General features: G+C 40.5%; 10 protein-coding genes. 5 read left to right on the plus strand and 5 right to left on the minus strand.

The annotated features are described in order from the left end of the window. Window position 1 precedes the first annotated feature (1 nt). From AC3E9U_RS11055 to AC3E9U_RS11065, 3 genes are all read right to left on the minus strand, one after another. Window positions 2-769: a ParA family protein gene (locus tag AC3E9U_RS11055; RefSeq protein WP_488746966.1), complete on the minus strand. Its 768-nt coding sequence runs from the start codon at window positions 767-769 to the stop codon at window positions 2-4. 322 nt (window positions 770-1,091) lie between these two features. Further along, complete coding sequence (locus tag AC3E9U_RS11060) at window positions 1,092-1,973, minus strand: SDR family oxidoreductase (protein WP_488746967.1); 882 nt, start codon at window positions 1,971-1,973, stop codon at window positions 1,092-1,094. A 59-nt stretch (window positions 1,974-2,032) separates the two neighbouring features. Further along, window positions 2,033-2,542 (minus strand): SRPBCC family protein, encoded by a 510-nt coding sequence (locus tag AC3E9U_RS11065; protein WP_488746968.1) that lies wholly within the window; start codon window positions 2,540-2,542, stop codon window positions 2,033-2,035. A gap of 206 nt (window positions 2,543-2,748) precedes the next feature. Between AC3E9U_RS11065 and AC3E9U_RS11070 the strand changes: the two genes are divergently transcribed. Then, a complete protein-coding gene (locus AC3E9U_RS11070; RefSeq protein WP_488746969.1) occupies window positions 2,749-5,757 on the plus strand; it encodes a DUF2135 domain-containing protein in 3,009 nt (1,002 codons plus the stop codon). A gap of 52 nt (window positions 5,758-5,809) precedes the next feature. Here the strand turns inward: AC3E9U_RS11070 and AC3E9U_RS11075 are convergent, their stop codons facing one another. Next, window positions 5,810-6,937, minus strand: coding sequence for a methionine aminotransferase (locus AC3E9U_RS11075; protein ID WP_488746970.1), 1,128 nt, complete (start codon window positions 6,935-6,937; stop codon window positions 5,810-5,812). A gap of 145 nt (window positions 6,938-7,082) precedes the next feature. Between AC3E9U_RS11075 and AC3E9U_RS11080 the strand changes: the two genes are divergently transcribed. Then, the gene (locus tag AC3E9U_RS11080) at window positions 7,083-7,403 is read left to right on the plus strand and encodes a panthothenate synthetase (RefSeq protein ID WP_488746971.1); all 321 of its coding nucleotides are present in this window, start codon (window positions 7,083-7,085) and stop codon (window positions 7,401-7,403) included. A 149-nt stretch (window positions 7,404-7,552) separates the two neighbouring features. Beyond that, window positions 7,553-8,365, plus strand: a complete 813-nt coding sequence (locus AC3E9U_RS11085) for a class I SAM-dependent methyltransferase (RefSeq protein ID WP_488746972.1) — start codon at window positions 7,553-7,555, stop codon at window positions 8,363-8,365. A 126-nt stretch (window positions 8,366-8,491) separates the two neighbouring features. Here AC3E9U_RS11085 and AC3E9U_RS11090 read toward each other — a convergent pair whose 3' ends face one another. Beyond that, complete coding sequence (locus tag AC3E9U_RS11090) at window positions 8,492-9,022, minus strand: GNAT family N-acetyltransferase (protein WP_488746973.1); 531 nt, start codon at window positions 9,020-9,022, stop codon at window positions 8,492-8,494. A gap of 446 nt (window positions 9,023-9,468) precedes the next feature. Between AC3E9U_RS11090 and AC3E9U_RS11095 the strand changes: the two genes are divergently transcribed. Beyond that, window positions 9,469-11,052, plus strand: a complete 1,584-nt coding sequence (locus AC3E9U_RS11095) for an arylsulfatase (protein WP_488746974.1) — start codon at window positions 9,469-9,471, stop codon at window positions 11,050-11,052. 820 nt (window positions 11,053-11,872) lie between these two features. Then, entirely contained in the window at window positions 11,873-13,264 is a 1,392-nt protein-coding gene (locus AC3E9U_RS11100; protein WP_488746975.1) for an RtcB family protein, read from the plus strand.

Raw genomic sequence — 13,264 nt, forward strand, 5'->3', positions numbered from 1 at the left:
ATTAGTTGCTGTTTTTCTTGATTATTTCCTCTGCCAAGTTTAGATAATTGGTTGCGCCTTTACTGGTAGCGTCATAATTAATGATGCTTTCGCCGAAACTTGGTGCCTCACTCAACTTGATGTTTCTTTGGATGATGGTATCAAAAACCATGTTGTTGAAGTGTTTCTGAACTTCTTCCACCACCTGATTCGATAAACGCAAACGTGAATCGTACATAGTTAGCAATAAACCTTCGATGTCCAGTTCCGGATTGTGGATTTTCTGCACACTTTTGATTGTGTTCAGTAATTTACCAAGACCTTCCAATGCAAAATACTCGCACTGAATCGGAATCACAACCGAATCGGCAGCTGTTAAGGCGTTCAACGTAAGTAAACCCAAAGAAGGAGCGCAATCAATGATGATATAATCGTATTTGTCTTTTACGCTGTTTAATGCCTGTTTCAGCATGTACTCGCGGTTTTCCTTATCTACCAGTTCAATTTCGATAGCAACCAGGTCAATGTGTGCCGGAATCACCGAAACGTTCGGAGCCGTGCATTCGATTGTTGCCTCGTCGGGTGTATTGCTGTGTTCGAGAATCTGATAAGTCCCTATTTCCACACTTTCCACGTCAATTCCTAATCCTGATGAGGCATTTGCCTGAGGATCAGCATCTATTAATAGTACTTTCTTTTCCAGAACACCTAAGGAAGCGGCTAAATTAACCGAAGTTGTAGTTTTTCCAACGCCACCTTTTTGATTGGCAATAGCAATGATTTTACCCATTTTTTCTTTTCAAATTTTGAAGCGTAAAAATACAATTTATTATGGTTTATGAAAATGTTATTTGTTAACAATATCTGAAAGTTTAGAAATCAGATGGCAGAAGGCAGTTTGCAGTATTCAGTGGTCAGTGTTCAGGTGGCAGCAACAGGTAAACAGAAGGGAGTAAGCAGTGGGAAGAAGGGTGAAGATCCATTTTAATTACTACTGCGGCTATTTGTGTCATCAAAGTGATTTTTCTAAAAAACAAAAGCCCAACTAAATTTCTTTAATTGGACTCTGTATTTCTGTTTTCTGTCAATTGCCTTCTGCTATCCGACCACTACTACTTACTTCCTTTCGACTTGATCATCATTTCAAGCATATCCCATAATTCGTTAGGAACCTGCTCCAGTAAATTGAATTGTCCGGCACCTTGTAACCATTCGCCTCCGTCGATCGTAACTACTTCACCGTTAACATAGGCGGAAAAATCAGAAACCAGATAGGCAGCCAGATTGGCCAGTTCCTGATGGTCGCCAACTCGCTTCAACGGCACTTTTTTGGCTAAATCGAATTTCTCTTTTAAGTCGCCCGGCAATAATCGGTCCCAGGCTCCTTTGGTAGGGAACGGACCCGGCGCAATAGCATTCATACGGATGCCGTATTTTGCCCATTCTACTGCCAAACTTCTGGTCATGGCAAGTACTCCGGCTTTTGCGGTTGCACTTGGAACCACATAAGCAGATCCGGTCCATGAATACGTAGTGACAATATTCAGCACAGTGTTGTTTGTTTGTTTTGCTGCGATCCAGTGTTTTCCAAAAGCAAGAGTACAGTTTTTTGAGCCTTTCAGAACGATGTCGATAATCGTATCCCAGGCGTTGGCCGACAAACGTTCGGTAGGAGAGATGAAATTTCCGGCTGCATTGTTGACTAATACATCTACTTTTTGATAAGCTTTTAAAACTTCGGCCAACATGGCTTCCACCTGATCATAATGACGGACATCACACTGAACGGCTAGGCATTTTCCTCCGGTTTCCGATTCTAATTCTTGGGCGGTGGTCTGCAATTTTTCCAAATCACGGGATGTGATGGCTACTTTTGCTCCCAATTCCATAAAATATTTTGTCATTGCTTTCCCCAGACCGCTTCCGCCTCCGGTTACAACAATCACTTTATCTGCCAACGCGTTATCGCGCAGCATTTTTGCTGAAAAATTCATAGGTTGGTTTTTTAGAATCGTAAATATAAACAAAAATACTATGCTTGCATAGTAAGTCCTTAGTTTTTCAGAAGATAATCTTCCAGACGGTCAAAAGTGCCTTTGAAGCCCAATTCCATATTTTCGTGATTATCCCCAAAGGTTTTTATTTCCAAGTCCGATGCGTTGTAAGGTGCTATCAGCAAGGTTACGGTTGTTATGCCGTTCTCTTCCTCAAGGGTCATGATGTTAAACATTTCCAAGGGCCATGATTCACTGAAAGGCGCACGGATCACTCCCGCATTTTCATCTGAAAAGCAATTGAGGAATTCTATTTTTTTGTTGGGTAGGATTTCTTTGTAAATGAACCGTCCCCACATTTTAAGCGAATCAGGCGATTCAATGCAGTAATGGCAAATACCTTGCGGACGGAAATCAAAATTTATCACATTGGTTGAAAAACCGGAGGGCCCCCACCACTGTTCAAATCGTTCTGCTTCCGACCATGCTTTAAAAACGAGATTTTTAGGGGCCTTAAAATCTCTCGATATGACAAGCTTGTTGTCAATATAAAGATTGTGGTGCGACATAGTTATAAATGTTTGATATAACTAAAGATAATAAAAAAATTAATAAAATTTTAACAAGATGTAATTTTAGACTGAATTTTTCGTTTTTTTGTTAAACTGTTACATTTATAAACAAGAAATTGTAATTTTTCCCACCTTTTTCCAATTGACCCCAGCAATACCTAACTGTATAAGAGTAAAGGTTTTCCATTTTTTTTAAAATAAGTATGAAGAAAGTAATTTTTGTTTTATTGTTTTTGGCTGCCTTTATTGCCCAAGCCCAAAGTCCGCAACTGAATGTGAAGGGACAGGATTCTGTTAAAGTGAAAATGAGTCAGATGATCGTAAATGTTGATATCGTTGGTAATATCGCATATACCACCACTGAAATGCATTTTGTCAATTCGGGTTCGAGGGATATGGAAGGAGAATTATTGTTCCCATTGCCGGAAGGAGTATCTGTTTCCCGCTATGCGATCGATATCAACGGTAAAATGAGGGAAGCGGTTCCTGTTAATAAAAGTAAAGGGAAACAAGTATTTGAGGCGATTCAGCACAAAAGGGTGGATCCCGGCTTATTGGAAAAAGTCGACGGGAATAATTTCAGAACACGCATCTATCCGATTTCCCCAAATAAAGAACGAGTTGTCTTAATCGGGTTCGAACAGGAGTTGTCCGGATATGATCAAAACAATCTGGCCTATCAGCTGGTAAGTAAATACCCGTTTGCGCTGGATAAATTTGAAATCAGTATAAATGTCTCTGCCGGCGATGCAAAGCCATTGATTATCAACGAAGGGAAAAAAACTTTTTCCAAAGATAAAATTCTTGAAGTGCCAGGAGAAAAAACGTATCGCACCTCCTATAAGATGAGCAGTTATAAACCTTCGGAAAAGCTGTTGATCAAAATCCCAATCCAAAGTGAAATCCCGAATGCCTATGTGCAATCGGTTGACGGCCAATATTATTTTTATGCTACGACTGTAGTGGAAGGGAACAAACTGAAAAAGAAAAACCCGGCTTCCATAGGATTGATCTGGGATAATTCCTTAAGCTGTAAAAACAGGGATTCAGAAAAAGAATTTGAGGTGTTGGATGCCTATTTCAAAGAAATCAAAAATACTGCTGTAACCTTATATCTGCTTAATTATTCTTTTGAAAAAGAAAAAGAATATACGGTTGTTAACGGCGATTGGTCGGCTTTGAAATCCGCCTTAAAAAATGTGAAATACGACGGTGGTACGCGTTTTTCCAAACTGAACTTTTCGGAACAGGATGAATACCTGTTTTTTACAGATGGCCTTTCCTCATTAAGCGAAAGTACTATTCAGAAAACCAAAAAACCTGTTTATACGATAAGTTCGCTCGTTTCATCTGATTTTTCTTTTCTGAAGTACGCCGCAATGCAATCCGGAGGCAGTTTTATCAATCTGAATCAATTGAATGCTGAAAAAGCCCTGGATAAATTATTGTATCAGAACTTAAAGTTCTTGGGGATCAAAGAAAATTATTCGGTAGTGGAAACTTATCCGATGGCAGGGACTTCTGTATCAGGAAATTTCAGCGTTTCAGGGATCTCACTAAAATCCAAAAATGAAATTGTACTGCTGTTTGGCTATTCCGATAAACCTGTTCTTGAGAAAAAAATAGTGATCAATGCTGAAGGCAATTCAAATTCACAACCGACAAATATCGAAAGGATTTGGGCACAGAAAAAGTTAGCTGATCTGGAAATTCAGCCCAAAAAGAATGCCGTGGAGATAGAGCTTTTAGGCAAAAGATATGGCTTGGTTACCGGAAATACTTCACTGATCGTTTTGGAAAGTCTCAATGATTATATTTTATACGATATCATGCCTCCGCAGGAATTAAGGGAACAGTACGACGTTCTGATGAAGCAGAGAGGGGAAACCGCCCAAACAGCAAAAATCAGCAACTGGAAGAATATCGATATGTATTATGATAGACTTACGAATTGGTGGAGTAAGGATGTTAAATACGCAACTCCAAAAGTGGCTTCTACAACTTCAAGTGCGACCTCGAAAAAAGGAAAGGGATCACGCGTAAAAGGAAGAAAAGTCGCTGTTACTGCACCAAACCGAAATGTTAGGGGAGATAAAGACGCAGAAATAATAATAGATCAGCCGACGGGGGAAGGAGAAAAAGCAGTTGAAGTAATCGAAGAAGACAGGAGTCCGAATCTCGTGCAATCCTTGGCAGGAAAAGTTCCCGGGCTTCAGGTCGAAACCGCAAATGCAACGCGAACCTCTAATGCTGTTGCCGATACACTTTCTTCCGGAAGAATAATCAACAGAGATCTAAATCAGATAAAAACCAAGTCCTGGAACCCGGACAGAGTTTATTTAAAAGCTTTGGATGCCGCCCCGAAAGAGAAAAAATATGAGTTGTATCTGGAATTAAGAGAGGAGCAGTTGAATAATCCGAGTTTTTATTTCGACGTAGCCAATTATTTTTATAATGCCGGGGACAAACAAAAAGGGATATTGATTTTGAGCAACATCGCCGATTTAAGTCTGGAAAATCACCAGCTGTACAAATCGTTGATCTACCAGTTGCGTCAGTGGGGAGCCTACGAAGACGCTTTGTTTGTAGCCCAAAAAGTTGCAAAATGGAGAGAACATGAACCTCAAAGCTACAGGGATTTGGCGTTGACGCTGGAAGACAATAAAAGATATCAGGAAGCTTTTGATACCCTGGTAAAGGCTCTTGATTGCAGTTATTATGAAGAAATGAGGGGGCATTACGAAGGCATTGAAGATATTATTCTTATGGATATCAATCGAATGCTGGCCGAGCACAAAGAAGTCAAAAACAAGGATTTGGAAAGTAAATACGGCACTAAGATGCCGGTTGATTTAAGGATCATCCTGAACTGGAATGAGATGGATACCGATATCGACTTACATGTAATAGAACCCACCGGAGAAGAATGTTATTATTCGAAAAAAACGACTGAGGCCGGTGCGAGATTTTCTAAAGATTTTACAAGAGGTTATGGTCCGGAGCAATATCTTTTGCGTAACAGTGTCAAAGGGAAATACCTGATCAAAACAAATTTTTACGGAGAAACGGCGCTCACCGAGAGAGGTCCTGCAACCGTAATGGTGGAAATTTACATTACCGATAAAAAAGGAAAAACGGAGCGCCGATTACAGACCATTCAACTTGGAAAAGTGAAGCAAAAGGAAAACTTAGCTGAAATCATACTAGATTAAAATGTTGCAAACAGACAAAAAGCCGGTCATTGACCGGCTTTTTGTTTATAATCTAAATGTTGTTAAGTCTTTCAGCTGCTGCAATAAGCGTCTCATCAGTTTTGGCAAAACAAAAGCGGAGCACGTTTTTGTCGGTGCCGTCCTGGTAAAAAACAGATAACGGAATCGCAGCTACACCGTGTTTTGTGATCAGCTCCCTTGAAAAATCGACATCATTTTGGTTGCTGATATTTTTGTAGCTTGCCAACTGAAAATAGGTGCCCTCACAGGGCAGCAATTCAAAATGGCTGTCCTTAATCAATTCGCGGAACAAATTTCTCTTTTGCAGATACATTTGGGCAATCGCATTCAAATCGACGATATCCAGATATTCCGCAATCACATTTTGAGAGACACTGTTCACGCTGAAAACCAAAAACTGATGCACTTTCTTGATCTCGGCCATCAGTTTTTCTGGCGCGATAAGATAACCAACTTTCCAACCGGTCACATGCAATGACTTTCCGAAAGACGAAGCAATAATGGTCCGGTCCATTAATTTCGGACGCATATGAAAAGAAATATGCGGGTGCGAAAACGATATGAATTCATAGACTTCATCCCCCAAAACCAAAACCTGCGGATGTTTTTCCAATAGTGTTTCCAACGCTTCAAATTCGGCATTCGTCCAGATTCTTCCAGTTGGGTTATGCGGATTATTAATGATGATCATCTTTGTTTTTGAGGAAAGTGCGGCTTCGATATGGTTAAAATCGGGTGAATAATCATCATTCAATGAAATTCGGACCGGTACACCTCCGGCCATAAGCACCGACGGTTCATAACTGTCGTAACTCGGATCCAACAGAATCACTTCTTCCCCAATGTTCACAAACGTATTTATCGCGGTATAAAGTCCCTGCGTTGCACCGGCTGTAACCAATATTTCTGTGGAGCTGTTAAGTTCTCGCTGATAGTGTTGTTGTATTAGACCGGCAATTTTTTCCAACAAAGAAGGTAAACCTGCCATCGGAGTATATTGGTGGATGTTTCCTTGAAGTATACGCTCCGATATTTTCAAAAGCTGTTCGTCTACGGGAAAATTCGGGAATCCTTGCGATAAATTAATAGCTCCGTGTTGGTTCGCGAGTTGTGACATAACCGAAAAAATGCTCGCGGTTACATTAGGTAATTTCGACATAATTGAATTTTGAACCGTAAAAATAGTTTAATTTTTCCGGTATCTTTTGCGGTTATTTTATTTTAGTGATTTTGAGTTTTTTAAGTAGTTTCTGTCTTTTATTTTTTTTGTAACTTTAATAGGTAAATCTTTAAATTCTGAAATCATGAAAATGTTAGTAAACGTTATTCTGCCGATCGAGCCGTTTAACTCCCTGGTGCGAAGTGGTAAAGCAGGTGAAATTTTAGGCCGTATCATTGAAGAGATTAAGCCGGAAAGCATTCATTTTACCGAAATAGAAGGTAATCGGGCCGCCACAATGATTGTCGAGATTTCAGATGCCTCCATGATTCCGGTCGTAGCCGAGCCGTGGTTCCTCAATTTTGAAGCCGCTTGTGAATTCAAGCCCGTCATGACTCCGGATGATTTAATGAAAGCCGATCTTGACAAATTAGCCGCTAAATGGTATGATGTTCATTTACTGTAATTTAAGCACATTTAGCCACTTACCCCAATAGTTTGATTTCAAAATACGGGTTTTCCGTATGGGTCAAACTGTTGGGATGAATTGTTTATGCCCCAAAGATGAAGTAACCTCAAAAGGATATAAAAATAATTCAAAAAAAACAGTCGATTATGAATGCAAACAAAGCACTATGGGAAAAAGGTGATTTTACGCAACTCGCAGCAACCATGCGTGACAGCGGAAAGAAATTAGTAGACCAGATCGGTATTTACGGCGGAATGGATGTTTTAGATTTAGGTTGCGGCGACGGGACCACTGCGATTCCTGCAGCTAAGACAGGGGCGAATGTGCTCGGTGTTGATATCGCTTCCAATCTGGTGGCAGCCGGAAACAGAAGGGTGGAGGCGGAAGGGCTTACCAACTGTAAGTTTCAGGAAGGTGACGCCTGTGATTTACAGGATCTGAAGGATAACAGTTTCGATCTCACCATGACCATATTCGGTGCTATGTTTGCGCCTAAGCCTTTCGATGTGGCGAAGGAAATGGTTCGGGTTACCCGTCGCGGAGGCAAAATAATAATGGGAAACTGGATACCGGGTGATCCGACTCTGGTAGCGCAAATCCTGAAAACCTGTTCGGCTTATACGCCACCACCACCGGAAGGATTTATAAGTCCGATGCTCTGGGGTGTCGAAGATAATGTGGTGGAGCGCTTTGTGGCCGCCGGAATCCCAAAAGAGAACATCAGTTTCAGCAAGGAAACATTTGTGTTTGAAGCGCCTTATTCTCCAGTACAGTTTTTAGAGACGTTCAGAAACTATTACGGTCCGACGATGAATGCGTACGAAGCTGCCGCTAACGATGGTAAAAGTGATGCATTGCAGAGCGAATTGGAAGGCCTTTTTAAAGCTCAAAATAAAAGTGCTGATGCAAATTCGATGTCAATTCCGGCCACTTTTCTGAAGGTTACGGTTCAATGTTGATTTAATAGGATGCGCTGTGATAAAAAAAAATATTTTTTTAAAAAGTTACAATTTTGAAGTGCTAAATCCCCATACTTTGTATGGGGACAATTTTTTATGATGTCCGATGGAAAGAAAATAAGCTTATTATTCGAAAAACTCCTTGGGGTACTTCACTTCGCCACTTATTCCAAGCAGTCCGTTTTCAGATAGTGAAACGATCATACAGTTTTGTTCGGGAACATCAAAGGGCATTTTAATGCTATATTTGCTGGTGTGTTCATACCCAAATCTAGGGTAAAAGCTTTCATGACCCAACAGAATGACGGACTTATATCCTAATCGTTTAGCAACCTCATGACTTTTGATGATTAATTGGGAACCAATCCCTTTTCCTTGAAATTCAGGTTTTACCGAAACCGGTGCCAGTGCCAGGGATTCGAAAGATTCGTTTTGGTTTTCAATACGCAGTTTGGTCAGTAAAATATGCCCGACGATTTCGTTGTCGATTTCTGCTACAAGAGCGAGTTCGGGAATAAACGCATCCGACTTTCGCAACCGCTCCACTAAAAAATGTTCTCTGTGATCACTGTATTCCATAGTTCGGAAGGCAGCTTCAATGAGTTTGAAGACTTTTGGGTAATCATTAGGGTTTTCTTGTCGGATTCTGATCTCCATGGTTTGTTTTTAGGTAAGCACACTATTGAAGTTCTTTTGCAAATATAAAAAGAATGCGTTATCGGATTTTGTCTTTTACTATAGTCAATTTTAGCTTTCTAAAAACGATTCAAAAAAATTATAACCAACTGATAATAAGTTAATTAATTCTTAATAGGAAAAATATTATTTTGTACCTTTAAGGGGTTTTTTAAATTCAATTCCCATGAAAAGGTTCGCTAGCATTATCTCGCCCCTCAATCCTTTCAATTCATTTGCAAAAAGTACCTAAGCCAGTGAGATGCTTGGCTGTGTAAGGTAAACTATTAAGCCAGGAAGTGTCAATTCTGACAGTAGACTATCAAGACTTCCAATAAAACAGTCAGAAATAATTTAAACAGAACAGCCCCAGATTTATTTAATTCCGCCTATATGCTTAATTAATTTGTCATTTAAAATTAAAGCAAATGGAAAAATGTACATCTAGGGCTGTTTTTTCGCATGGTTGTGCCGAAAAAAGCAATGATTTTAAGGTGATACTGCTCCTAAGCATGTGTTGCTTTCTGTGGAACAATTCTTTTTCACAGCAGAAAAAACCGAATATTCTTGTCATTTGGGGCGATGATATCGGATGGTTTAATGTCAGCGCCTACAACATGGGAATCATGGGGTATAAAACACCCAATATTGACCGCATCGGAAAAGAAGGCGCCATTTTTACCGACTGGTATGGACAGCAAAGCTGTACTGCAGGTCGAGCCGCTTTTATTACGGGACAGTCTCCTATCCGTACCGGACTTACCAAAGTTGGCTTGCCAGGCGCGGATATCGGTTTAAGTCCTCAAGATCCAACCATTGCGGAGTATTTGAAAGGACAGGGGTATGCAACCGGGCAATTTGGTAAGAACCACCTTGGTGATAAGGATGAATTTCTGCCGACTAATCACGGTTTCGATGAGTTTTTCGGAAACCTGTACCACCTTAACGCGGAAGAAGAACCTGAGAATCCTGATTATCCAAAAAATCCGGAATTCAAAAAAAAATTTGGACCTCGTGGTGTGATCCATTCTTATGCAGGAGGTAAGATTGAAGATACCGGTCCGCTTACCCGAAAAAGAATGGAAACCGTAGATGAAGAGTTTCTTGCGGCTACCAAGAATTTTATGGATAAACAGAAACAGGCTGACAAACCTTTCTTCATATGGTTTAATTCTACCCGGATGCACATTTTTACACATTTAAAAAAAGAGTCGGAGGGGAAAACCGGTTTAGGGGTTTATCCTGACGGAATGGTTGAACATGACGCAATGGTTGGGGAGCTTTTGAAAAAACTGGATGAATTAGGAATCGCAGACAATACAATTGTAGTGTATGGTACTGATAACGGAGCCGAGGTGATGAGTTGGCCCGATGGGGGAAGTACTCCGTTCAGAGGCGAAAAAGCTACTAATTGGGAAGGCGCTTACCGCACACCCTGCCTAATCCGCTGGCCCGGTGTCATAAAACTGGGAACTATTGTTAATGATATGTGCGCTCATGAAGATTTGCTTCCTACTTTTTTGGCGGCAGCCGGTAATCCTGATGTTGTTGAAAAAACACTCAAAGGAATGAAAGTGGGCAATAAAACTTTTAAAGTGCACCTCGATGGTTACAATCTAGTCCCTTTCTTTAAAGGGGAGGTAAAGGAATCGCCCCGTAAAGAATTTTTGTATTGGAGTGATGATGGCGATCTCTTTGCGATCAGGGTCGGTATGTGGAAGATTGGCTTTATCGAGCAGAATCATACAGGCCTTGGCGTTTGGCTCGAGGATTTCGATCGATTACGGGGCGCCCGTATATATAATTTAAGATCGGACCCGTTTGAAAGAGGCCCCGAATCTTTTGAGTACGAAAAGTGGATGGCAGACCGCGCCTTTCTCATTGTACCTTCTCAGGCTATAGTCGCAAAATGGCTGCAGTCCTTTAAGGATTATCCAATTAGACAAAAACCGGCCAGTTTTAATCTCGATGCTGTAATGGAGCAACTAATGAAATCACCTGGCAAGAATTGATTTGAGATGAAAGCCGTCAATGTGCGGTAGTGTTAAATGAGATTTACCAGGTCTCGAAGTGCATTTATCTTGTTGTTCCGCATGCTGAGCGCGTTTCCCTCAGAAGCCGGCAAGTTTCAATCTGGATGAGGTAACGCGAAAACTTTCTGAAAGCGGAAAAGGAGGATAGTGATCTAAACACTCTGATAGCGCGGATTTCTATTACGTGCATGTAAAAAGAAGAAGCAAAACTACAACCATAAAAAGGTCTAGTTTTGCTTTTTTTATGATCAAACGTTATACTACCAAGAAACATCATAAAACTGAAATAATTTATGTTGTTATATTTGGGAATTTTACAATTTTGAACCAAAAATTAGTGTAAAATATCGTAATTAACTGCGAAATAAATAATTTTCATAAATTTTTTTTTAAGGTCTTAAGTATTGAAAATACAAGGGTTTTCCTGTTGAAAGATTATTCAGACTAATTCGAAATAGCAGGATTTTATCGTAACTATTTGGAAAATAGAAAAATAAAAATAAATCTTTGCAACAGAAATTAATAACCCATTAAAAACGAAGAAAAATGTTTGTATTTAAATCATTACCTCAAAGCAAATCATCAGTTGGAACTGGTGTGGCTCTTCTTCGTGGCTTAACGCAATCATAGATAAACAAAAATATATGAGAAAGCCCGAAGACATTTAGTTTCGGGCTTTTTTGTTTATTCTAGACACTTCAAACAGAGTTCCCGAAACGATTTTACTTCATTCCTAGCGAGTGAAAAGTCGGCCGCATGGTTTTACCATTGGCTGTTTAAAAAATTATTTAAAAAAATCATGGGAAATAAACTATCCGGGAAAGACCTGATTAAATTGGGCTTCCCTAAAAATAATGCGATAAATATTGCCTTAGGGCAAGTAAACCGATACCGAAAAAGAGAAAAGAAAGAAAGCATTTTAGCCGAAGCCAAAGAAGTATTGCTGCATCCTGAAAAATTTAAAGGACACGGCACCTGGGGCAAAGTGGCGGAAGGCTTGGTAAATCCGGTTCAGGTGAAATTCAATCAGTTGAACAACACTAGAGCTCCTTTTTCGATCTTCGGGGAAAATGAAATTGATGAACAGGCGAAATTTCAATTGTATGATGCACTGAAGTTGCCAATTGCAGTGAAAGGCGCTTTAATGCCTGACGCTCATTCCGGTTACGGTTTACCGATCGGTGGGGTTTTGGCGGCTGACAATGCGGTGATTCCCTATGGCGTGGGAGTAGATATTGGCTGCAGAATGAGTTTGTCGATTTTTGATTTACCTGCCTCGTTTCTGAAGGGGAAAGACCATCAGTTACAGGCAATTTTGAAAGATCATACGAAATTCGGCATGACCGAAACCCACAAAATAAAAGCCGATCATGAGGTTTTTTACCGAAGCGAGTTCAAAGACATTCCGGTAGTAAAGCAATTGCTGGACAAAGCTTATAAGCAATTAGGAACTTCGGGTGGTGGCAATCACTTTGTGGAATTTGGAATCGTAAAACTGGACAATCCGCTTCCGGAATGGAAACTGGAACCAAAAGAATACCTGGCAGTTTTGTCACACAGTGGTTCTCGCGGATTTGGAGCTAACATTGCGAAACATTACACGTATCTGGCTACCAAACAATGTCCGTTGCCTAAAAATGTGCAGCATCTGGCATGGTTGGACCTGAACACACACGATGGGCAGGAATATTGGCTGGCTATGAATTTAGCTGGGGATTATGCCAAAGCGTGTCATGAAGACATTCACCGCAGAATCGCTAAAGCCTTGGGTAAACGTATTGTGGTAACCATTGAAAACCATCACAATTTTGCGTGGAAAGAAATGGTGGACGGCAAGGAATGCATAGTCCATCGCAAGGGTGCAACTCCGGCCGGTGAAGGGCAACTCGGAATCATTCCGGGTTCGATGACCGCTCCGGGATTTATAGTGATGGGTAAAGGTAATGTTGACAGTCTGAATTCTGCATCGCATGGCGCCGGTCGTTTGTTCTCAAGGGCAAAGTGTAAAGCAAGCTTCACGCAAAGTCAGATCAATAAAGTATTGACAGACCATGATGTACAACTGATTGGCGGAAATATCGATGAAGCACCAATGGCCTACAAAGACATCAATAAAGTAATGAGTCTTCAAACAGAATTGGTGGATGTCTTGGGAACGTTTACGCCGAAAATAGTAAGAATGGACCGATAG

The sequence above is a fragment of the Flavobacterium sp. 21.1 genome (genome assembly GCF_057801535.1).

Excerpts from the sequence above, each read along its gene's own strand:
- AC3E9U_RS11100 (WP_488746975.1), top strand. The coding sequence starts at position 11,873 with ATGGGAAATAAACTATCCGGGAAAGACCTGATTAAATTGGGCTTCCCT.
- AC3E9U_RS11090 (WP_488746973.1), bottom strand. The coding sequence starts at position 9,022 with ATGGAGATCAGAATCCGACAAGAAAACCCTAATGATTACCCAAAAGTC.
- AC3E9U_RS11080 (WP_488746971.1), top strand. The coding sequence starts at position 7,083 with ATGAAAATGTTAGTAAACGTTATTCTGCCGATCGAGCCGTTTAACTCC.
- AC3E9U_RS11095 (WP_488746974.1), top strand. The coding sequence starts at position 9,469 with ATGGAAAAATGTACATCTAGGGCTGTTTTTTCGCATGGTTGTGCCGAA.
- AC3E9U_RS11055 (WP_488746966.1), bottom strand. The coding sequence starts at position 769 with ATGGGTAAAATCATTGCTATTGCCAATCAAAAAGGTGGCGTTGGAAAA.
- AC3E9U_RS11065 (WP_488746968.1), bottom strand. The coding sequence starts at position 2,542 with ATGTCGCACCACAATCTTTATATTGACAACAAGCTTGTCATATCGAGA.
- AC3E9U_RS11085 (WP_488746972.1), top strand. The coding sequence starts at position 7,553 with ATGAATGCAAACAAAGCACTATGGGAAAAAGGTGATTTTACGCAACTC.
- AC3E9U_RS11070 (WP_488746969.1), top strand. The coding sequence starts at position 2,749 with ATGAAGAAAGTAATTTTTGTTTTATTGTTTTTGGCTGCCTTTATTGCC.
- AC3E9U_RS11060 (WP_488746967.1), bottom strand. The coding sequence starts at position 1,973 with ATGAATTTTTCAGCAAAAATGCTGCGCGATAACGCGTTGGCAGATAAA.
- AC3E9U_RS11075 (WP_488746970.1), bottom strand. The coding sequence starts at position 6,937 with ATGTCGAAATTACCTAATGTAACCGCGAGCATTTTTTCGGTTATGTCA.